The sequence below is a fragment of the Pedobacter suwonensis genome, assembly GCF_007833675.1.
In the GTDB taxonomy this organism is placed as follows: Bacteria; Bacteroidota; Bacteroidia; order Sphingobacteriales; family Sphingobacteriaceae; genus Pedobacter; species Pedobacter suwonensis.
Genome location: NZ_CP031708.1, coordinates 1,148,956 through 1,170,824 on the forward strand (window position 1 = coordinate 1,148,956; position 21,869 = coordinate 1,170,824).

General features: G+C 38.6%; 26 protein-coding genes. 13 read left to right on the forward strand and 13 right to left on the reverse strand.

Annotated features, from left to right (window positions below):
- Positions 1-22: 22 nt before the first annotated feature.
- The gene (locus DV942_RS04455) at positions 23-976 is read left to right on the forward strand and encodes an alpha/beta hydrolase (protein WP_145855621.1); all 954 of its coding nucleotides are present in this window, start codon (positions 23-25) and stop codon (positions 974-976) included.
- 22 nt (positions 977-998) lie between these two features.
- Here the strand turns inward: DV942_RS04455 and DV942_RS04460 are convergent, their stop codons facing one another.
- A complete protein-coding gene (locus DV942_RS04460; RefSeq protein WP_145855623.1) occupies positions 999-1,709 on the reverse strand; it encodes an endonuclease/exonuclease/phosphatase family protein in 711 nt (236 codons plus the stop codon).
- 172 nt (positions 1,710-1,881) lie between these two features.
- Positions 1,882-2,079 carry a hypothetical protein gene (locus DV942_RS04465; RefSeq protein WP_090982300.1) on the reverse strand — a complete coding sequence of 66 codons (198 nt, stop codon included), beginning with the start codon at positions 2,077-2,079 and terminating at the stop codon, positions 1,882-1,884.
- Positions 2,080-2,348: 269 nt separating this feature from the next.
- Here DV942_RS04465 and DV942_RS04470 point away from each other — a divergent pair, with 269 nt between their 5' ends.
- Positions 2,349-3,323 (forward strand): Gfo/Idh/MocA family protein, encoded by a 975-nt coding sequence (locus DV942_RS04470; RefSeq protein ID WP_145855625.1) that lies wholly within the window; start codon positions 2,349-2,351, stop codon positions 3,321-3,323.
- Positions 3,324-3,498: 175 nt separating this feature from the next.
- Here the strand turns inward: DV942_RS04470 and DV942_RS04475 are convergent, their stop codons facing one another.
- Genes DV942_RS04475 through DV942_RS04485 form a run of 3 tightly spaced genes read right to left on the reverse strand, consistent with a single transcriptional unit; the run spans position 3,499 to position 5,005 of the window.
- Positions 3,499-4,080, reverse strand: coding sequence for a peroxiredoxin family protein (locus DV942_RS04475; RefSeq protein WP_145855627.1), 582 nt, complete (start codon positions 4,078-4,080; stop codon positions 3,499-3,501).
- A gap of 57 nt (positions 4,081-4,137) precedes the next feature.
- The gene (locus tag DV942_RS04480) at positions 4,138-4,404 is read right to left on the reverse strand and encodes a hypothetical protein (RefSeq protein ID WP_145855628.1); all 267 of its coding nucleotides are present in this window, start codon (positions 4,402-4,404) and stop codon (positions 4,138-4,140) included.
- A gap of 1 nt (position 4,405) precedes the next feature.
- Positions 4,406-5,005: a sigma-70 family RNA polymerase sigma factor gene (locus DV942_RS04485; RefSeq protein ID WP_145855631.1), complete on the reverse strand. Its 600-nt coding sequence runs from the start codon at positions 5,003-5,005 to the stop codon at positions 4,406-4,408.
- Positions 5,006-5,207: 202 nt separating this feature from the next.
- On the opposite strand from DV942_RS04485, the gene DV942_RS04490 reads away from it, so the two are divergent.
- From DV942_RS04490 to DV942_RS04540, 11 genes are all read left to right on the forward strand, one after another.
- Positions 5,208-5,438 (forward strand): hypothetical protein, encoded by a 231-nt coding sequence (locus DV942_RS04490; RefSeq protein ID WP_090982290.1) that lies wholly within the window; start codon positions 5,208-5,210, stop codon positions 5,436-5,438.
- Between the two features lie 263 nt (positions 5,439-5,701).
- Positions 5,702-6,811 carry an XdhC family protein gene (locus DV942_RS04495; RefSeq protein WP_145855633.1) on the forward strand — a complete coding sequence of 370 codons (1,110 nt, stop codon included), beginning with the start codon at positions 5,702-5,704 and terminating at the stop codon, positions 6,809-6,811.
- A gap of 7 nt (positions 6,812-6,818) precedes the next feature.
- Positions 6,819-7,409: a nucleotidyltransferase family protein gene (locus DV942_RS04500; RefSeq protein ID WP_145855635.1), complete on the forward strand. Its 591-nt coding sequence runs from the start codon at positions 6,819-6,821 to the stop codon at positions 7,407-7,409.
- Positions 7,406-8,386 (forward strand): GTP 3',8-cyclase MoaA, encoded by a 981-nt coding sequence (moaA, locus tag DV942_RS04505; protein ID WP_145855637.1) that lies wholly within the window; start codon positions 7,406-7,408, stop codon positions 8,384-8,386. Before DV942_RS04500 ends, moaA begins: the two co-directional genes overlap by 4 nt.
- A 7-nt stretch (positions 8,387-8,393) precedes the next feature.
- On the forward strand, positions 8,394-9,572 hold the full coding sequence (locus DV942_RS04510) for a molybdopterin molybdotransferase MoeA (protein ID WP_145855639.1): 1,179 nt from the start codon (positions 8,394-8,396) through the stop codon (positions 9,570-9,572).
- A 3-nt stretch (positions 9,573-9,575) separates the two neighbouring features.
- Positions 9,576-10,316: a sulfite exporter TauE/SafE family protein gene (locus DV942_RS04515; RefSeq protein WP_145855640.1), complete on the forward strand. Its 741-nt coding sequence runs from the start codon at positions 9,576-9,578 to the stop codon at positions 10,314-10,316.
- 198 nt (positions 10,317-10,514) lie between these two features.
- On the forward strand, positions 10,515-10,748 hold the full coding sequence (locus DV942_RS04520) for a MoaD/ThiS family protein (RefSeq protein WP_145855642.1): 234 nt from the start codon (positions 10,515-10,517) through the stop codon (positions 10,746-10,748).
- 5 nt (positions 10,749-10,753) lie between these two features.
- Complete coding sequence (locus DV942_RS04525; RefSeq protein WP_145855644.1) at positions 10,754-11,860, forward strand: ThiF family adenylyltransferase; 1,107 nt, start codon at positions 10,754-10,756, stop codon at positions 11,858-11,860.
- A 1-nt stretch (position 11,861) separates the two neighbouring features.
- Positions 11,862-12,305, forward strand: a complete 444-nt coding sequence (locus tag DV942_RS04530; protein ID WP_145855646.1) for a molybdenum cofactor biosynthesis protein MoaE — start codon at positions 11,862-11,864, stop codon at positions 12,303-12,305.
- 1 nt (position 12,306) lies between these two features.
- Entirely contained in the window at positions 12,307-13,215 is a 909-nt protein-coding gene (moaCB, locus tag DV942_RS04535) for a bifunctional molybdenum cofactor biosynthesis protein MoaC/MoaB (RefSeq protein ID WP_145855648.1), read from the forward strand.
- Positions 13,216-13,396: 181 nt separating this feature from the next.
- Positions 13,397-13,756, forward strand: a complete 360-nt coding sequence (locus DV942_RS04540; protein WP_139222284.1) for a hypothetical protein — start codon at positions 13,397-13,399, stop codon at positions 13,754-13,756.
- Position 13,757: 1 nt separating this feature from the next.
- Here the strand turns inward: DV942_RS04540 and DV942_RS04545 are convergent, their stop codons facing one another.
- The 8 genes from DV942_RS04545 to DV942_RS04580 form a co-directional block, all read right to left on the reverse strand.
- Complete coding sequence (locus tag DV942_RS04545) at positions 13,758-14,339, reverse strand: hypothetical protein (RefSeq protein ID WP_145855651.1); 582 nt, start codon at positions 14,337-14,339, stop codon at positions 13,758-13,760.
- A 335-nt stretch (positions 14,340-14,674) separates the two neighbouring features.
- Entirely contained in the window at positions 14,675-14,863 is a 189-nt protein-coding gene (locus DV942_RS04550; RefSeq protein WP_090982267.1) for a cold-shock protein, read from the reverse strand.
- 158 nt (positions 14,864-15,021) lie between these two features.
- On the reverse strand, positions 15,022-15,297 hold the full coding sequence (locus tag DV942_RS04555; protein WP_090982380.1) for a hypothetical protein: 276 nt from the start codon (positions 15,295-15,297) through the stop codon (positions 15,022-15,024).
- A gap of 569 nt (positions 15,298-15,866) precedes the next feature.
- Entirely contained in the window at positions 15,867-16,280 is a 414-nt protein-coding gene (locus DV942_RS04560) for a luciferase domain-containing protein (protein ID WP_145855652.1), read from the reverse strand.
- A complete protein-coding gene (locus tag DV942_RS04565) occupies positions 16,280-17,188 on the reverse strand; it encodes a hypothetical protein (RefSeq protein WP_145855654.1) in 909 nt (302 codons plus the stop codon). The genes DV942_RS04560 and DV942_RS04565 overlap by 1 nt, the downstream gene beginning before the upstream one ends.
- Positions 17,189-17,260: 72 nt before the next feature.
- Positions 17,261-18,151, reverse strand: a complete 891-nt coding sequence (locus DV942_RS04570) for an SMP-30/gluconolactonase/LRE family protein (RefSeq protein ID WP_145855656.1) — start codon at positions 18,149-18,151, stop codon at positions 17,261-17,263.
- A 71-nt stretch (positions 18,152-18,222) separates the two neighbouring features.
- Entirely contained in the window at positions 18,223-19,983 is a 1,761-nt protein-coding gene (locus DV942_RS04575; protein ID WP_145855658.1) for an ABC transporter ATP-binding protein, read from the reverse strand.
- The gene (locus DV942_RS04580; protein ID WP_145855660.1) at positions 19,967-21,703 is read right to left on the reverse strand and encodes an ABC transporter ATP-binding protein; all 1,737 of its coding nucleotides are present in this window, start codon (positions 21,701-21,703) and stop codon (positions 19,967-19,969) included. The genes DV942_RS04575 and DV942_RS04580 overlap by 17 nt, the downstream gene beginning before the upstream one ends.
- Between the last annotated feature and the right edge of the window lie 166 nt (positions 21,704-21,869).

Here is a 21,869-nt window from a genome sequence, read left to right on the forward strand (position 1 = left end):
ACGAACCTTTTTCCCTAAAAACATGATGCCCAATAACAAAGTATATCTATTCAGCTCGCTCTTCATTGTAATCCTATTCAGCTCTTTATCTTCAACTGGACAGATTGTACTTCAGGATAAAAAAGATCATGTAGAAACTAAAACATTTTCTCAAACCGATTCCGGCACACTGAAGTTAGATATCTATTACCGTGGAAAAATAACAGACACTAAGCCAACAGTACTTTTTATTTTTGGCGGTGGTTTTGTAATGGGACGCAGAGATAGCAAATTATTTGACCAGTACTTCAACACGTTAATAGCCAATCAATATAAAGTGGTTTCAGTTGATTATCGATTAGGCCTTAAGGGAAAGAAATTTCCAAGTCCGTTTAATACTTCTAATTTAAAAGCCGCAATCGAAACGGCCACAACTGATGTTTTTGCCGCAACAGCCTATCTCATCAAAAATGCGAAAGAACTTGGTATTGATACTGCAATGATTATCCTGTCGGGCTCAAGCGCGGGCGCGATCACGGCACTGCACGCCGATTATAACAAACGGAATGCTACAGCATTATCAACCAAATTACCGGTAAATTTTCAATATAAAGGCGTAATCTCTTTTGCAGGAGCCATATTAAGTTATCAAGGCGCACCAAAATATGCTATACCGCCGGCACCAACGATGTTTTTCCACGGCACGGCCGATAAACTTGTGCCCTATAACAAAGTGAGATTACTTAACAGGGGCTTTTTTGGCTCTAAATATCTTGCTAAATCCTTTAAAAAGAATCACTATCCGTATTATTTCCAGTATGTGCAGGATATGGGACACGAAATAGCGGGTTCTCCGATGACTGAGAACTTACCTGATATCTTATGGTTTATAGACCATTACATTTTGAAACAAAAGCGTTACTTTATGGAAGTGGACTTTAAAGATGCAGACAAAAAACCAACATTTAACATTCCACCTGCTTTAATAAAGAGATAGCGTGAATCAGAAATAGTAACAGTTATTTTTCCAGTTGCAGTACTGCAACGACAGGCAGGTGATCTGAGGCATAACGTTCAGGAACAACCTCGTGGGAAACCACTTTAATTGGATTTCCGGTTTTAAACCCGATATGATCAATTGTTTTCCTTGGATTGATCGATGGAATGGTAAAACTACAATTACTACAGGTTCTGGTAAAATTGGCATCAAATATCCTGATGCTTTCGGAACCTGGATCGGCATTTAAATCACCTGCAAGGATTAGCGGTAAGGTTTCTTTTGCCGTTAACCGGTTAAGCTCCTTAGCCTGAAGAATCCGGTTCTCTTCAGAACGCTGTGCATCAAGATGGGTAGAAGCAAAACGGATAAATACCCCTTTGGCAATTTCTGCCGTTGCAATAGCCAAAATCCTTTGCTCTGCCTTGGCATCGTTATTTTTAGGCAGCATAAAAGTCTGTTGCGCAGATAAAGGAAAGCGTGATAAAATGGCCACACCATAGTCGCCCCCATCATGGTCAATTGCTTTACCAAAATAAAAATTCATCTTCAATTTTGTCGCCAATAAAACAGCCTGGTTAATATTTCCCGATCTTTTGGTATTCACATCTACCTCTTGCAAGGCTACGAAATCTGGTTTTTGCTGTGCAATCGCTTTGATAATGGCATCAACATCGATAACACCTTCTTTCGCTTTTGATGGCGGATTGCAATGGTGGATATTGTAAGACATGACACGCAATACCTTATTGCGCTCTGATTCAACCTGCTGATTGATCTTAGGTGAGCAAGCACCTAAAAAACAAACACTTAATATTAAAAAAGAGTATAATTTAATGTTGCTTGAGCCCATAAATAGAAGGTTTACTTCTTTAGTCTTTAAATTCTGGATGATCTACCTTACCTTAGTTTTCATTTGCTCCGGTTTCTCCGGTTAGGATTCGTTCCATCTCAATCATCATCTGCTCCGCCAACCGTTGTTTAGCTTGCAATTTCATTAAGTAAGCATCTGCAAATGTCACTTCAAGCTCCTCCATAATAAAGGCATACTTTGCCTTAAGTTCTATAAGATCGATTTGAAGCTTTTCTGACAGATTTTGCATAACACAAAGCTAAAAAAAGCGAGACGAATTCCAGATTAACCAACCGTATTTTTTCCCTTTTTGAAAAATAAAAAAAAAGACAATCTTTTAAAACAATCCCCTTGTTATCCCGTTTATAGATTGATTCCGGGGTGGTTTCCGGAATAGATTTGTTTGGTTAGTTGATTAGGGATCACGCTCGTTGTGAATCCCTTTTTTTTTTACAAAACTGTCTTTCAGTCGATTGGGCAGGAAAATATTTCTAAATTCAATCTTTTAAATCAAATATAATGGAAGAAATCAGATGGGGTATTATCGGCTGTGGAGATGTGACCGAGATTAAAAGCGGACCTGCTTTTAATCAGGTGAAAAATTCAAAATTAGTTGCAGTAATGCGTCGGGATGGTGCCAAAGCTGCTGACTATGCCAAACGGCATCAAGTGGCTAAATGGTATGATGATGCCATCCAGCTGATCAGGGATCCGGAGGTTAATGCGATTTATATTGCTACCCCACCCTTGCAACACGAGGCTTACACGATTGAAGCCTTAAACGCCGGAAAGCCTGTATACGTAGAAAAACCAATGACCTTAGATGCTGCATCTGCTCAACGCATGACGGATGCAGCGCATAAATTAAATGTGAAGCTTTGCGTTGCCCATTACCGGCGGGCTCAACCCATGTTCTTAAAAATCAAAGAACTATTGGCCGAACAGGTCATTGGCGATATCCGTTTAGTCCGATTAAAAATGCTCCAATCGCCGAACACCTCGCTTATTGCAAAAAGTGCTGACAACTGGCGGATTAACCCAGCCATTTCTGGCGGTGGTTTATTTCATGATCTGGCACCACATCAGCTAGACCTCATGACTTACTATTTCGGTCCTGTAAAAAATGCCAGCGGCATGGCGGCAAGGCAACAGGAAGATGCTGAAGTAGATGATCTGGTTCTGGGCAATATACTTTTTGAAAACGGGGTGGTTTTCAGTGGCAACTGGTGTTTCTCAGTAGCGGCACAAGATCAGGCCGATAGTTGCATCATATACGGCTCGCGCGGTCAGATCAGTTTTCCAGTGTTTGGCAACAAATTTACGGCTACAACCAACCAAAAAACCGAAGAATATGTATTTGAGCCTTTAAAACATGTGCAACAACCCATGATTGAGAAAGTAGTTGATTACTTTTTAGGCAAAGGTCAAAATCCATGTAGCGGTGAAGATGCATGGGTTACCATGAAATTAATGGATGATTTTACCAGGAAGTAAAGCGAATACATCTGATACCATACGATTTTAATCCGCTTTACTGTATTAACATTTATTGATTCAGATAATTCTTATCAACCGATATTAAATATTAAAACAGCTGTAAGAACTCAAATAATAACCACTTCGCTTATTAGCTGCAACCCTTTTGGAGGGAACTTACTATGAAATCGGCCTAAAGTTTGGAAAGCAAAAGTTTTACCGAAGCCCTTTTTTGATAGTTAGGATCGAAATGTACATACTTAATTTTACCTGTACGATCAATAATATAAGTTGCCGGTACTGGCAGCGTATGCCGGGTATTTCCGTTGTTTTCTTCTAAATTTATTCCATAGCCCTTGTATTTGGTAAAGGTTGCTTCATCCATCATAAAGTTAACCTGATAGGCTTTCATAATCTCATCATCCTTATCCTGAAGGATAGAAAAGCCTGCGCTTGTTTTTTTTATGGTTTTATCAATGTTTTCTTTTGTTTCGGGTGTAACACCGATAACATAAGCATCTTTCTCAGTTAACAAGTTTAAGGAGTCCTGAAGTTCTTTAATGTGTTTATTGCAGTAGGGACACCACTGACCACGGTAGAAAAACAATACCACATTGCGGTGCGCTTTAAGGGCATTTTTCAAAGTTACTGTGTTGCCGTTTTGATCCACTCCGGTGAACACAGGAGCTTTATCTCCCGCTTTTAAACCTTGCTGTGCCTTTGTTTGCAATGTTAAAACAACAGCTAAAGCTGTAAATAAGATAATTCTTTTCATTTTGTCTTTATGTTTTAGCTCTTAGTCGAACGAGCAGCATTAACCTTACAGCGAAAATTAATTTTTATTGATTTCTTTTTCAATCTTATCCTTTAATGTTTTTTTAAAGGTTTCATCAAGTTTAACATCACTGTTTTCAAAGTCTGAAAACACCTTGTTAATCAATATACTCTGCCGCTGGTAAATTTTGCATACCGAACAACCTTTCAAATGTACATGCAATTGTAGTGTTTCGGCAGCAGTAATTTTTTCAGCAATTCTTTTTTCGATCAGAAAAGTGGCCTGTTTACAGTTATAAATTATATTCCTTAGCGCGCTCTTCATATCAGTTCCAGTTTTTTTGAAGGCAGGCCCTCAGGTTAAGTTTGGTGCGGTGCATGATCACCCAAAAATTAGCATTTGTAAGCTTCAATTCGTTACAAATCTGCTCCGAAGCAAGATCGTCCATGTGTTTCATTGAAAACACTGAAAACCATAACCCTGGAAGTTTAGCCAAACATTTATTCAATACAAATCCTAGTTCTTTCATCATCAAAGGGTTATACATCTCCAAACCAAATGCCCGCGGATAATCTTTTTCGGTCCAATGCCCTGATTCAGCATCAAAAAAATCCTTCAGTTCACCTTCAACATCCATTTCTCTTAAATCTTTTACACTATTACCTGAACGTTTTCGATAAAAATCGGCTATTTTGTTTTTAAGAATAGCTGTTAGCCATGTTTTCTCCTGACTATTGCCTTCAAAACCGTCTAATCTCTGCAGAGCTGCCAAAAAGGTGTCCTGAACTAAATCTTTAGCCACCTCTTCATCTCTTATTCTCGACATGGCAAAGCCATACAGGTAATCAGCATATTTTTCTACCCAGCTTATTGGGTCTGAATGAAGGCACTTTTCTCCAAATTCCTGGTCCGTTTTGTTTAGCATGTTCTCGTATTATCTCATTATAAATATACTGCTTAATTGGTTAGTCGCATGAAATCAAATGTCCTTACAAATTATTTTATGTTTTTAGAAAATGAGCTTAATTAAATGAGCCGAATAAAAAATTAAAAAAAATCCACCCGATTTAAAGTAATTTCTAAAGTTGTACGTCTACTGCCAATAACAAACCTAAAAACTTATCTATATGATAGCCGTTTTCAAAACAAATGTATCGACTGATAGCGAGTTAAACACCATCAGCCCACTACTGAACAGCCATTTCAAAGAAATTAAGTGGAACATTGATTTGTGGGATGCCGACAAAATCCTTCGGGTAGATTCACCAAAAGATTGGACTAAAGAAATCACCGAACTTTTTAACAGCATTGGATTGCATTGTATCAACCTGGAGATTTTTCATTCAGCGCCTTTTTAACCACGTCATTCAAAATAAGAACACTTTATTCATCAGTCAGATGGTAACATCTGACTGCACATATATAAGAACACTTTATTCAATCAGTTAGATGGTAACATCTGACTGCACATATATAAGAACACTTTATTCAATCAGTTAGATGGTAACATCTGACTGCACAGTTTCCCAACCACCACTTTAAGTATTATATCTTTCCTTTTACATTTAACCATTTGTAATAGATTATCATTAATTTGCCGTTTCCACGGCATCAATCCCTTATGAAAGAAATTACCGATATTATAAAAGCGTATCAAAAAGCGATCAAGGAAGGAAAAAGCGCTGCGCTCGCAACGGTAGTTAAAGTAGAAGGCTCTGCTTACCGCAGGCCGGGTGCAAGGATGCTCGTTACCGAGGATGGCCAGTTAACTGGAGCCATTAGCGGCGGTTGCCTTGAGGGCGACGCACTGCGCAAAGCGCTTTCGGCAATAGTACAACAGGAAAACAAGCTTGTTACTTATGATACGACTGATGAAGATGATGCCAAATTTGGCGTTCAGCTGGGCTGTAATGGTATTATCCATATCCTGTTCGAGCCTGTTACAGAGGTGGATGAATTGAATCCAATCGCTATTTTAACGGCCTTGCAAAGCAAAAGGGAAAGTGCCGTACTGGCAACTTTTTTTTCGCTGGGAGATAGGTTTCAATTGGGCACCGGAATGCTTTTTAGAAATGAACCTGTTCTTTCTAAAATTCCAACTTCAATAAGCGATAAGGTAATCGGAGATATCGAAGAGGTTTTTGAAAATAAAACTTCAGCATTTAAGGTTTATGAACATAATGATCTGCAAACTGATGTCTTTTTGGAATTTATAAAACCACCTATTTCATTAATAATAGCCGGTGCGGGTAATGACGCACAACCTCTTGCTGAAATGGCCTATCTGTTGGGTTGGGAAGTAACCGTAATCGATGGCAGATCAACCCATGCTACGCCTCAACGTTTTCCAAATGCGATCAGAATTTTGGTAAGTAAACCGGAAAATATACTGTCTCATATTCAGATAGACGGGCAAACCGCTTTCGTATTAATGACACATAATTACAATTATGACCTTGATCTACTTAAATATCTGTTGGATACAAAAGCAACATACATTGGTACCTTAGGCCCAAAGAAAAAGTTGCTCAGGATGCTGGATGAACTGGATTTAGCAACACCTGAAAACGAAACTCGGGTACATGGTCCAATCGGACTGGATATTGGCGCAGAAACTGCAGAAGAAATAGCCATTTCTATCCTCGCAGAGATTAAATCTGTTTTTTCAGGTGCTTCGGCCATGTTTTTAAAAGAGAAGAAGAAACCGATCCACGTTTACGATAAAATGTAACCAGGCATTGAGAACGGGCATCATCATATTGGCAGCCGGCAGTTCCTCACGTTTGGGGAAACCCAAACAGCTATTGGATTACAATGGAAAAACACTCCTGCAAACGGTAATTAATGAGGCTTTAGCAACAGACTGCAAACCTGTTATTGTTGTTTTAGGCGCATACGCACAAGAAATAGCTGACCAGCACAGGCATAACGGGATTAACGTGGTTATAAATCAAAGCTGGGAAGAAGGAATGGGCTCAAGTATTGTTGCAGGCCTGTCAACGATCGTCAAAAATAATAGCGAAATAGAAAGTATTATTATTGCTGTGGCCGATCAGGCTTTTATAAAAAAGCGTAACTTTAATAACTTAATCGCAAAGCAAAAAGAAACAGGCAAAAAGATTATTGCCAGTTCATATAACGAAACAATAGGCACACCTGTCCTTTTTAAAAAAGATTACTTTGAAGCGCTTTTATTGCTCAAAGGCGCAGAAGGAGCAAAAAATATATTAAAACAATATTCAGAAGATCTGGAAACAGTGGTTTTTGAGCGAGGGGGAATTGATATTGATACAGAAACAGATTATAACCATTTAATTAGCCGGCGATGATAACAGATTCTTTTGGAAGAGTACACAACTACCTGCGGATATCGCTCACCGATAACTGCAATTTTCGCTGTTTTTATTGCATGCCTGAAGAAGAATACGATTTTACGCCTGCCTCACGATTAATGCAGACAGACGAGATCATCAAACTGGCGGAGATTTTCGTGGCCAATGGGGTAAAAAAAATCAGGCTTACCGGTGGCGAACCTTTGGTGAGAAAAGATGCAGCCCAAATTATTGCGGCGATGGGTAAACTTCCGGTTGAACTGGTGATGACCACAAACGGCACCCGCATTGCAGAAATGTTGCCTGTACTAAAGGCAGCAGGGATTAAAACCGTTAATATCAGTCTGGATACCTTACAACCTGAAAAGTTTTTTATGATTACAAGACGGGATGTCTTTCATCAGGTACGCAGCAATATTGAACTGCTTTTACAGCATAAAATCAAGGTAAAAGTAAATATGGTGGTGATGAAAGGACTCAACGATAATGAAATCAACGATTTCATCGGTTGGACCAAATTTAATCCGATCCAGGTCAGGTTTATCGAGTTTATGCCTTTTAGTGGTAATAAATGGACAAGTAACCAGATGTTTTCTTTGGATGAAATACTGACTGTGATAGAACAGGATTTTTCGGTATTACCTGTTAAAGGAGATGCCCACGATACGGCCAAAAGCTTTATGATTCCCGGCCATGAGGGTTCTTTTGCCGTGATCAGCACCATGACTCATCCTTTTTGCAGTAGCTGTAACCGCATGCGCCTAACAGCGGATGGGAAACTGAAAAACTGCCTTTTCTCGGATAACGAAACCGATCTGTTAACTGCATTGCGAAAAAACGAAGATGTAATTCCGTTAATTCAATCGGCTATTTGGAGCAAAAAGGAAGCATTGGGCGGACAAATGGTAAGCGATTTCAAAAAAATTGATGCAACGACCATTCAAAACAGAAGTATGATTACCATTGGAGGATAACATTTTCATGATTAGCGTTAAAGAAGCAAAAAACCTTATCTCTCAACACTCCACCACATTAAATCCCATTTCAGTTGATCTGGCGAACGCGTCAGGACATATTCTTGCAGCCAATGTTTATGCTAAATATGATATTCCGGCGTTTAAGCAATCATCAATGGATGGCTATGCATTAAAGTTTGAAGATCATCAACAAGAACTCCGCATAATTGGGGAAATGGCTGCCGGAGCGGCAACCGAAATCGCCATCCGAAATGGCGAAACAGGTAGAATATTTACAGGCGCTCCGTTGCCTACAGGCGCCGATACGGTAGTGATGCAGGAAAAAATTACGAGGAGGGATGGAAATATCACTTTAAATGACCCAAATTTAAAACCAGGCGCAAATGTCCGGGAAAAGGGCTCTGAAATTAAAACCGGTGCATTGGCAATGGAAAAAGGAGATTTGCTTAGCCCAGCGGCTATCGGCTTTCTCGCAGGCATCGGTATTAACGAAGTTAGTGTTTATCCCATGCCAAAGATTTCTATAATTGTAACAGGAAAAGAATTACAACATCCGGGGAAAGTTCTCGAATTTGGACAGGTATATGAATCAAATTCCTATTCACTATGTGCTGCTTTACAACAGGAAGGGATTGAACAGATTGCAGTTTTCGAAGCCGATGATGACCTCGAAATCCTTAAGAAAGTATTACAAACTGCAGTGGCAGACTGCGATGTTGTGCTGCTTACAGGCGGCGTAAGTGTTGGCGATTATGATTTCGTCATCGAAGCCGCCTCATATTGCGGCATCAAACAGATTTTCCACAAAGTAAAACAGAAACCCGGCAAACCTTTGTTTTTTGGCACAAAGGATCAAAAACTCATATTCGGACTTCCCGGAAACCCATCATCTGTACTCAGTTGCTATTATAATTATGTATTACCGGCCGTCAAAGCTTTATCCCTTAAAAGCAACAGTATAATTGAAGTTCAGGCCCGGCTTACACATGCCTATGCTAAACCTTCAGGGTTAACACATTTCCTGAAAGGCAAATATGAAAACGGAATGGTTACTCCGCTCCATGCACAGGAATCTTATCGGTTAAGCTCCTTTGCGCAGGCCAATTGCCTTATATGCCTTGATGAAACAAAGGCGTATTTTACAGAAAATGAAATCCTAAACGTATTGATTTTACCGGCCTAAACTATGCAAGAAAGCTTCATGCTATTTTACTGTTTACTTTTTGTAGTGGCTTTTTTGTATGCGTCGGTTGGGCATGGTGGAGCAAGCGGCTATTTAGCGCTTATGGCTATTTTTGCCATTTCACCATCCATCATGAAACCCACGGCATTGCTGCTCAACCTGTTTGTTTCTTCCACCTCATTTATCCAGTTTTACCGTGGTGGTCATTTTAAATGGAAAACCTTTTGGCCTTTTGCACTGGCCTCTATCCCACTTTCGTTTGTTGGTGGCATGATGGTTATCCAAAGTGCTGTTTATAAGAAAATTTTGGGATTGCTCCTACTGATTCCGGTTATCCGTTTTTTCTTTTTTAAAAATACCGACCCTAAAGATTTCAAGCCATCAAATATTTCACTATCGCTCACTATAGGAGGCATTATCGGCTTACTTTCGGGCATGATTGGTATTGGGGGTGGAATAATCCTTTCACCAATCCTGTTGCTGTTAAAGTGGACCGATCAAAAACAGACCGCAGCCATTAGTGCAGCATTTATTTTTGTTAATTCGCTTGCTGGTTTAGGCGGCCAGCTTATTAAGGGATTCGAATTTAACATCCACATGCTCGCTTATGTTGCGGTAGCCTTTGCCGGAGGGATTTGCGGCGCTTATTTTGGTGCCTTAAAATTTCCGCAAACCGTTTTAAGAAATGTATTGGCCTTTGTACTTGCATTAGCTGCGTACAAACTGCTCTTTACACAGGCATAATTACTCAATGGGTTTTTATTATTTATATTTGATGCAAATGATACAAAATAATTAATTGTTGATCGAAAAGAGATTTATCAGTTCATTAACTCGCACCGCAGGCAATTTAAATACTTATAAATCCGTTATTTGCAAAGAATGACAATTTTCAGCCCCTCATAGTACATAAAAGTAGCATCTTAAGAGTAAATTAGCAGCATGGAAATTGAAATCATCAGTTTTGGACAGATTACCGAATTCATCAATAATCAAAAAATTGAAGTAGATGGCATTACTGACACCGATGCTTTTAGCAAATACCTCGAAAATCGGTTTCCAGCCTTGAAAAACTTAAAATACAAACTAGCCCTGAACAAAAACATTGTTCAACACAATACTGAAATTACAAACCAGGCTACAATAGCCATCATGCCACCTTTTTCTGGTGGTTAAACAATATGGGTGCAGCGCGATACAACAGACAGATTATCCTTAAAGGATTTGGGGAGGAAGCACAGCAAAAGCTTTTAAGAGCAAAAGTTCTCGTTATTGGCGCCGGTGGCCTGGGCTGCCCGGCATTGCAATACCTGGCTGCTGCCGGCATCGGCCATATCGGTATTATTGATGATGATGCCATTTCATTATCCAATTTACATCGGCAGATTCTTTTTACTACTGCCGATATTGGGAAGCTAAAGGTAGAGGTAGCGGCAAAGCGACTACAAGAAATGAATCCCCAGATCGGGATTATCCGTCACCCCATCCGTTTACAGAAAAATAATACCCTCGATATTTTATCCAGATATGATTACATATTGGACGGTACAGACAATTTTGAATCGAGATACCTGATTAACGACGCCTGCGCCCTATTAAATAAACCGCTCATATTTGCCGCAGTATCAGGTTTCGAAGGCCAGTTGGCCATATTTAATGTTCCTGACCAGTTAACCCCCGGCACCAATTACCGTGATCTTTTTCCTGTTCCGCCAGATAAAGATGAAGTGCCTAATTGTTCTGAAAATGGTATTATAGGTGTTCTACCAGGTATTTTAGGAACAATGGCTGCCGCAGAAACCATTAAACTGATCGCTAAAATCGGATTACCTTTGACCAACAGAATATTAAATTATAATTTACTTACACAAGAACAGTATACCATCAGCATTACTCATGGTGACGGTTATGTCATCCCCAAAACCGTTGATGAATTTTTAAATATGGATTATCAGGATACGAGCGAAGGGCCGCAAGGCTATATAGAAATTGATGCCGACGAACTGGTGAAACTTCAGCAATCGGAATCGACAATATTAATTGATGTTCGCGAAAGACATGAAGTACCGGTATTGGATAAACAAATCTTTACACAGGTACCGATGTCGGAATTTGGTGCCTTTATAGGCAAGGAATTTTATCAAAAAAATGTGGTGTTAATTTGCCAACATGGCGTTAGAAGCGTAGCTGCAGCAGAGGCCATGCAAGAAAAATATGGCGATAGCAAAAAGATTTATAGTTTAAAAGGTGGCATCATCAAATGGAGAGACCATTTTCTCAAATCTTAACATGAGCAAAAAAAAGATAAAAAACATATTTGTTAATGGCCCGATAGCACCCGCTTTTATAGCAGATAGCATTGCCAAACATAATAGTAAAACCGCTATTGGCGGACACAGTATTTTTATGGGCCAGGTGAGAAAAGACGAAATTGACGGCAAATTTGTTGCGGCGATAACATATACTGCATATGAGGAATTGGCGCTTGAAAAAATGCATCAGATCAGGGAAGAAATTTTTGAAAAATATCCGCTCAGCTGCATGCATATTTACCATAGTTTAGGCACCGTTAAAGCAGGCGAAATCTGCCTTTTTGTTTTTACCTCTTCAGTTCACCGCAAGCCCGCAATATTAGCCTGTAGTGACGTGGTAGATCGGTTAAAAGTAGAATTACCAATCTGGGGTAAAGAAATATTCGAAGACGAAACCCACCAGTGGAAAGAAAATATTTAACATGGTAAACATCACAAAAAAATCCAATACCTTAAGAATTGCCGTTGCAACTGCTACTGTGAAAGTATCGAAACAGGAAACCATTGATGCCGTTGAACAGCGCAAGATACCAAAAGGCGATGTATTTGAATTTGCCCGGGCAGCAGGTTTATTCGGCGTAAAAAAAACGAGCGATGTTATTCCGGATTGTCACCCGCTTCCGATTGAATATACGGCTATTAGTTATGAAATTGAAGGTTTATCCATCATTATTAATGTTGAAGTACACACCATTTACAAAACAGGCGTAGAAGTTGAGGCAATGCACGGTGCATCAGTTGCCGCCTTAACGATATATGATATGTTAAAACCGATTGACAAAGGTGTTGAGATAGAAAATATCCGCTTACTAAAAAAAGCAGGTGGAAAATCAGAATTTAAAAATGCCAAATTCCCTGAAATCAAAGCTGCCGTTGTAGTCTGTTCTGATTCTATTTTTGAAAATAAGGCACAGGATACTGCAGGAAAAGCCATTATCTCGCGCTTGGAACAATGGGGCATCCATACCGGGAAATATGAAATCGTTCCGGATGAAATCGATGTAATCGGAAATAAAGCAAGCGAATTAAGTGAAGTTGGCTATAACTTAATCATTTTTACAGGCGGAACAGGCCTTTCACCACGCGACGTAACTCCGGAGGCCATTGCACCGCTAATCGACAGGAATATTGATGGGATTATGGAAACCGCCAGGCATTATGGTCAGGAGCGTATGCCCTATGCCATGCTTTCGCGTGGTGTAGCCGGTTTTATCGGAAAAACTTTAGTGCTTACTTTCCCAGGCTCTAAAAGCGGCGCTGAAGAAAGTATGGATGCACTCTTCCCACAGGTTTTGCATTTATTCAAGGTAATTAAAGGCGAGAAACATTGATATTAACCTGATGTCATTCTGAACGCAGTGAAGAATCTTTAAACCATTAGCCATATTTCTAATCTTCAAAACAATAGATTTAATCAGATTAATTCGTAGTTCCATGGTCAGGATCCTAGACCAATATCACTATTGACAATATTAAATTTAAACCGCAAAAATCTTTTTTGTGATCAAATTTATGTTCTATTTTTGCGCCATGTCGCCTAAATATAAGATTTTATACTTTTTCCAAAATTCTGATACCACTATCCTCGAAATTCAGCGTCTTGGCCTGCCTGAAAATGCAGATGCAGAGGCGACTTACCATTGGCTCTACTTTGATAAAATTACAGGATCACTAATTAAATTATGGTTTAGGTCAATGGATTCATCTACTGAAATTGAAGAACGCTATTTTGAACAGGGTTATCTTAAATTTAATAAAACAGAGGCTACTTATATCGAAAAGCATAATTCTTCGCAACAGAAACTCAATAATATGGGCAGTAGAGCTGTGGGAGAGGATATAAACGCTTTATTAGAGAATTACCTGAAATAAGTTAAGCCGTTTCAGGCAATTCTGCCGCTAAGCCAACTTTACTTAAAGGATAACGCGAAGCATGAAAATCATGAAGAGACTGATTGAAGTCGACATACCATTCCTGTTTTTGCATACTTTCTAAAAGTTGTGTACAAGCGAATATATCTGTGTCAGAATGGCGAAGTTTATCTGCAACAAAACTAACTACATCCCAAATACCATCCATCATTAAAAACCGAAAAACGGATAAGATTGCAGACCATTGTACTTTTTTAGTGTGCAGCAAAAAAAATCGCGATATCGGGCTGCACAATCGTTTAAATGCCATATAATCTTCTTCTGCACCTGTTAAGCTTAAAAAGCCTTCACTGTAAGGAAGATTTATAATTTCTGAAGCCATTTTATCAAGACCGTGGTTATAAATACTTCCTGCACAGATAGATGATATTGAGATCAATGCCAAATGATCATAAATTCCGGGATGCATTTTAAGTTTGCCATTACGCACAAATACCAATCCACCCTTTTTGGCAACACCAGGCCGGTTGTTAATAGCCGATAAACTTAAAAGCTCAAATTCGTGAGCAAAATTAAGAGCCATAACAAATTGCGCAGCGGCCATAAAGCTGCCTCCATCAAGGGGTTTGCTGCAGTTAGCAGGTTCCTGAATTGAAAAATAGAAAGTTGCAAAAATATTTAATTTGTTGGTTCTGGCCGAATTGCTCCGGCATTGGCAAAAATAAAAATCCCGATTAAGAAACGATAATCAGGATTGTGTATAAAAAACACCCGGATCAGTAACCCACTAGAAATGAGCAGGAAATTTTTCATCTTTTTATTCAGTACTGCTGGTGATTAAATTTTCATTAAGCAAAAAAAATTCGAGGCAAAAAAAAAGCAGGACTAAATCCTGCTCAAAATCTTTTGGGGGAAGAATTAAACAACTCTTACTTTCACTGCATTAAGGCCTTTTTTGCCTTCTTGAACATCATATTCAACTGTATCATTTTCTCTGATTTCATCAATCAGGCCTGATGCATGCACAAAAATCTCAGATCCGCCTTCTTCTTTGATAAAGCCAAAGCCTTTTTCTGAGTTAAAAAATTTTACTGTTCCGTTTTTCATTATACTGGATGTTTTAAATTAAAAATCAAAAATAGGATTAAAACCCAAAAACCAAAATTACTGGCAAATAAAATTACGTTTTATCTGTAAAAAGATTCAAAAAACTAAAATTATAACAAACATCTCAATATAAGTAAGACATCGACAATTGATCTTCCCTACCTAAGCGTCGAGTACCAGTTGATAGGATGCGATCTTAAGTTCATGCCATCACTTTCAATATGGTATAAGATAATCGGCTTACTGAAATCCACAAAACGTTCAACCTGTCTGGAAAGTTTACCCAGAAAATCCATGCTCGATATGCCTTCTTTTAAATGAACATAAATCACACTGCCAGTTTTAAACTCAAAGCGTTCTACCACTCCCGGCCACTCTGCTTTTATCCTGTTAAGAAAAGCCTTGATTTTGGTTTCTTCCTTTAGATTTTCCATAAGCTTATCAGGTTTTTTAATATATGCTAATTTAAAAAAATATTCCAAATTAGATTAATTGTAACAGTACCTATACAATCAATTAAAATTATTAAAATTTGCTCAAGCGACAAGAGTCCTATTCATGGAGAACACTTCTCCATAGTGTTATTGCTGCTTAGGAGAGAACATTATTGCTTAGCAAAAAAACTACCTAACATACAATCGCCATAGTGCTTGGGATAACGACATCTTACATCCATTTCAGTACCACACTGGCGGGGGAATTCTAATACAATTACCTGCCCGATAAAGTGTTAACATCGATGCTCGTTAAGGTAAGAAACGGCTGTATCCTTTGCGTACATTAATGATAGCAGTATCTATAAAATAAAATGCAGCAGTATAAGATCATATTTTTCCAGGATTGGAGTAAATAAAAAAGCCCTTCAATCCTGAGAGGGCTTTTTCATAGTCGTCTATCCCTATAAGTAGGAATTTCAAAGCTAATTATTGTAATTTATATTTTTGGCGTCTGAATAAACTGAACAGAAAAAAATGGCATTATATTTTGAGCTTATTAAAGGTAGCTAAACCCTGCTTCGATAAGCCTCATTCAATAAATACTTTGCGTTTATCAGGTCTTGTTCAGTTGCAATATAAAAACTGATCCAGCCAGATTTTTTAAAAACATGATGCACTTCTGCCTTTCCTGAAGCAAGTAACTTTTGCTTAACCTGCCTGGTGAATAAAATATCCAGCAGCCCATTACTGTGTAAATGACCGATCTCTTTTTGTCCGTAATTAAACTGCATTCCTCCAAATTTATGCAAGCTCACGTGTGTTCCGTCCCAACTTAGTACCTCGTTTTCAATTTCGTCAAACCAGGCTAGTCTTTCGGGCGCAACCAGCAACATTGCAATTTTTAAACAGCTATCATAAATCAGTGCAAACAGTGGTATGCCTTTGAGGAAATTGAGCCGATAAACGATAAACCGGAACATTATTGTTCGCTAAGGGTTTTAATATGTTCCATTACCCTTAAATGTACATTTCTGGTAATGCTTTCGGCCCATAAATCGTAATACCAGGTTGGAAAAACGTGCAGTTTATACCAGCTATTTCCAATCAAAGTTGTGGTTCCATCACCATTATTATATAATAAAAACTGCCCGCGTTCAATATCAATATGCACCATTATTTCAGGATCTTTAGGTTGGTTGACAATATCAAAAGTTAAGTTTTTATTTTCTTCGTAGGTTACTATCTTTTCGTCGAAAGTATAGCCATTGCTAAAAATACATTTGCGGCCCGCACCATTTTTGTATCCGGAAACTGTTGTTTGCATAGGACTTGGCATCCCTACTTTAAAAAGCCAGTAGTTGTTTGGTTTATTGATTTTATCAAAAGCAACCACATGTTTCCAGATTTTTTCAGGCCTGGCCTTAATAATCACCTCATCAGAAACCATATTTTCATAATGATGATCTGATATCGAATCGACAACAAAAACGGCAAAAAGCAATGAAACAAAGCTTATGTTTAATGTTTGTTTGTTCTTTTTAAACATAACCTTTCCAATAAAAGTACCCGTGGTAACAAAAGCAAAAATGAGTGGCGACACAATAAGCAGGCAGATGGTTCCTTCACCAAGAAAGAAAAAACTCAGTACAATAGCAAAAAAGCCGTTCAATATAGAATTCCAGATCAGCTTTTTACTGCTGAATTTCAAATCACGCCAATACCATGCGGCTAATATCCCCATCAATATCGGAAGGATAATGAATTCAGAAAAAACTAAAATACCCCCACTTCCAGGCTGGAGTACAAATCTGTTTATTCCGATAATGCTAATAATTAAAATATTGGGAACCAGAAAACCTAAAAATTCTTTATCTACAGATGCTTTCATTATTTAATATTTTATAATACCAAACATAAAACAAAAATATTAAACTTTCAAAATTTACTGAAAATAAAAAAACTACTCAACCCCTCTTGTATTCATCGGGATGGTATAAAGCGATTTTGAAGCCGTGATGAAAAGTATATTTTTATTTTTCCCGCCAAAACAAATGTTACCGCACCACTCCTCAGGCACATCTATATGGGCGATTTTTTCGCCTGTAGGTTTGTAAATATTTACTCCCTTTCCTGTTACATAAATATTCCCTTTATTGTCCAAAGTCATCCCGTCAGAATGCTGGTTAAGAATGAGTTGTTTATCTGTTAATCTGGCATCGGCACCAATACGGTAACGGTATGTTTTATTTGCCTCCATATCGGCCACATATAAAAATTTCCCATCAGGAGTACCTACAATTCCATTAGGTTTAATCACATCATCTGCAACTACAATTGCCTCTTTTTTTCCTTTGGGGATATAATAGACCTTTTGGCCTTTAATTTCGGGCGATTTCCGCGTCCAATAATCTCGCTGATAATAAGGATCGGTAAAATATATCCCACCTTTCTTATCCAGCCAGATATCATTCGGACCATTTACTTTTTTACCTTCATACTCACTGAAGAGTACCTTTATGTTCTTGTTTTGATCAATAGACCAGATCTCGTTATTTTCGTCAGCGCACACAATTAAGTTGCCCTTCTGATCAAAATAAGTACCATTTGCCCTTCCTGATTTATCCATATACAGGCTCAGCTTACCATGAATATCGTATTTCCAGATTTTGTCGTTCGGTTGGTCTGTAAAAAAAACGTTTCCCTGTTTATCAACCGATGCACCTTCTGTAAACTTAAACTGTGAAGAAATCAACTTTAAACTATCCTGAACAAACAGGTTTTGTTCAGCACTTTGTGCAAAGCAAGCCAAGCTTAGGGCCGAACAGGCCATAAAGAGAAAATATTTTTTCATTTGTGTTTTTTAATTGTTTGATCAGACCTCACAGGTTTTAAAAACCTGCGAGGTCTGTTTCAGTAAATATATCAACTTACCCGCTTCCCTTTGAGTAACATATTTAATGCATCATCCAGCGTCCCGGCCTTCTGCACTTCACCTTCGTTTACAAAATAGATTTCATCGGCATTTTCAATGGTATTCAGGCGGTGTGCAATAATCACCAATGTAGTTTCTTTAGAAAGTTTATTTAAAATACTGCCCAAAAGTTGTTCGGTTATGGTATCAATGTTGGCTGTAGCTTCATCAAGAATCAACAATTCAGGATTTCTAAGCACCGCACGCATAAAGGCAATCAACTGTTTCTGTCCTAAACTGATACTGTCTGATCCTGAAGTAATCTGTGTACTCAATCCTTCATCAAATATGGCTAATAGCGCATTCAGGTTTGCTTCTTCAATTATTTTTTGCAGTTCAGCATCTGTAACCGATTTATACTGACTGTTGCCATATAAAATATTCTCTTTCACCGTTCCGGTAAACAAAAATGGCTCCTGCAATATAAAACCTATTTTTTGTGTTCTTTCTGCTGCAGAAAACGACCTGATATCTTTACCATTTAACAAAACCGTTCCTTTGGTAGGATCGTATAAACGGGAAATGAGTGAAGCTGTTGTCGTTTTTCCGCCGCCGGTTGGCCCAATTAAGGCATAGGTTTTTCCTTTCTCAAACCTTAAATTGATATTATGCAAGATTTCTTTACTGTCATCATAAGAAAAGTGAACGTTCTTGAATTCTATCAATGCAGTTGAAGTAGCTGTCTCATTCAATGCCAGTTGTTTTAAATTGCTTTCCAAGGATAAAATCTGCGAAATTCTATCCCAGCTGGCCATAGCCACCTGAAAACTGGTCCAAAGCGCGGCCAATTGCCTTAACGGATTATAAAAATTGGTGGTATAAGAGATATAACTCACCAATAACCCCAAGGTAAAATGGCCCTTCGCAATTAAATGAATACCAAATAGCAAAGTAATTAATTGCGCAATGCTGGATAACAGACCGTAAACAGGCACAAAAGTATTGTTGGCTAAACCCGCATTGATAGCCGTTTTATAATTCTTGGTATTGGCTTCGTTAAAACGTTTCCTAAAATAATCCCTGCGGTTAAAGGCAATAATAACTTTAAAATTGTTCAGACTTTCCTGTATCTCGGCACTCATGCCGCCAACGCTTTTTAAATTTTTAGCATTTTTGGCTTTTACCCAGGGCGATAAAGCCACCGTAAAAAGCACAATAATTACGGCGGGCGCAAGCGTAGCGGCACCCAATTCAACGTTAATGGAAAGGAGGAAAATGCCGGCTCCGATCATGGTAACGATACTGCCGATAAACTGCATTAAAGATTGTGAAAAAAACTGATTCAGTTTGTCAGTGTCGTTATTTACCCTCGAAATGAGGTCTCCAACCTTATTCTGGTTAAAAAAAGAAACCGGTAACTCCTGTAATTTATTAAAAATGGCATTTCTCAAGGTGTATAACATTCGCTGCCCTACCCCGCCCATTAATCTTGTTTGCGTGTAACCCGTAACCATAGCAATCATATACATCACCAATAGTACTCCGCCAAAAATCAGAACACCATGAAATTGTTTGGTACGGACATAGGTATCGATGGTATGACCTACCAGTAACGGACCCAAAAGCAATAATCCTGAGTTCACCAAAATAGCGATCAGTGCCAGCCAAAGGTTTTTATGCTCGGTAGAAATGAGTTTTAGCAGGCTTTTCAGCGCTTTATATGTAGATTGCTTTTCCCGCCCGCTATTAAGCTCGTTAAGATTGTAGTTCATAATTACTGGTGCTCTGTTGTGAATTGTAAATCTGAACATATTCAGGACTGCTTTTTAACAACTCCTGATGGGTTCCTTCCGCAATAATTTCGCCTTGCATCAGCAAGATCACTTTATCATAATGTTCAACAGAAGCTATTTTTTGGGTAATGGAAATTAAAGTTAAACCTGGATAATTTTGCTGGATATTCTCTAGGATCTTTTTCTCTGTATGGGTATCAACCCGGGCGGTGAAATCATCCAGCAACAGGATCTTCGGATTCACTGCTAAGGCCCTGGCCAGCATAATCCGTTGTTTTTGTCCGCCGGAAAGGCTATTTCCCCGCTCCGACACAATTGTATTTAGCTGATCGGGCAAGGCATTTACAAAATCTTTCAATTCTGCAGTAGCAATGGCTTTAGCCAGCCACTCGTCTGTAACCGTATCACTAAAGGCAATATTCTCCCTGATGCTCATGTTAAACATAATGCTATCCTGAAATACAAAACCAACCTGTTTATGGAAATCTTCCTGTTTGTATTGTTGAATCTCCTGCCCATCGTATAATACAGATCCGGCATCAGCATCGATCAAACCTGTCAAAATATAAAGGAGTTGTGTTTTCCCAGCGGCTGTAGGACCAATTATAGCTGTTCTTGAGCCTGCCTGGGCAGTGAAAGAAATTGATTTCAAAACTGGTTTTTGGCCAAAGCTTAAGCTGATATTTTTCGCCTCCAAATCGCCTTTTAAAGAAATGCTTAACGTTCCGGGATGGATAATTTCCGCAGCATTGAGCACATTTTCAATCCTCTGGTAAGATGCTGTAGCCTGTGCAATAACATTACTCATAAAACCGATTACCAAAATGGGAAATACGATGAGCGTAAGGTAGCTGTTAAAAGCAGCAAACTCTCCCAATGTCATCGAATCAGTAATGACGAAATGACCACCCAGTACCAAAATGCATAAACCAGATAAATTGGCTGTAAAAACAATAACCGGAATTAAAGCTGCAAACATCCGGAGGATGGATATGCCCAAATCCCTCGCTTTTGCATTTGCATCCAAAAACTTGTTGTATTCCAGCATCTGCGAATTGATGATGCGAATTAAAGCTGACCCCATAATGCTTTCGCTAATCACTTTATTGAGCCAATCGATTACTTCCCTGCTCTTTTTAAAAAGCACCTTAACTTTGCTCAACACATAGAAAAATGCCCCTCCAATAATTGGTACGATGGCAATTACACAGAGCGCCAGTTTCCAATTGATTGTAAGCAGTAGAATACTTGCCCCGACAATTAAAAAAATAGATGAACAAATGGATACGATAGCCTGCGAAACAAACATTTTGATCGAATCGGCATCAGCTGTGAGGTTGGTCAGCAGTTTTGAGGGGTTAGCCTGAATAATGTAAGCATGGCTTTGTCGCGAAATCTGATCAGACAACTTTGTCCTCAAATCTCTGGCCACCCGTTCAGAAGCATAGGTTTGCACAATGCTCTGTAAATAAGTAAAAATAAAAACAAAGGCTATGGCCAGCGAAAACTGAAGCAGAATGGATTGCAGGTTGAAAGTTTTATGGGTGTAAGCATCAATACCATGGGCAATAATCTTCGGTAAAAGTAGGTTGATGCCGTTACTGAGCAACGCAAACAGGATCAGCATAAAAATTAAGCCTTTATAATTTCCAAGTAGACTGAAAATACCTGGTTTTTTGGCTTCTTTGGTTTTTCTCATATCAATGAAGATACCTTAATTTGTAGTTTCCAAATTTAGCCGAATTAATTGACATCGTTTGTAAGAAAGATATTAAAGAAGAAAGATATTTATAAACGAACAAACCAGGTTGTTTACTTATGATTTAAAACCCATTTACCACTAAACATTACTACCTTTGCAATAA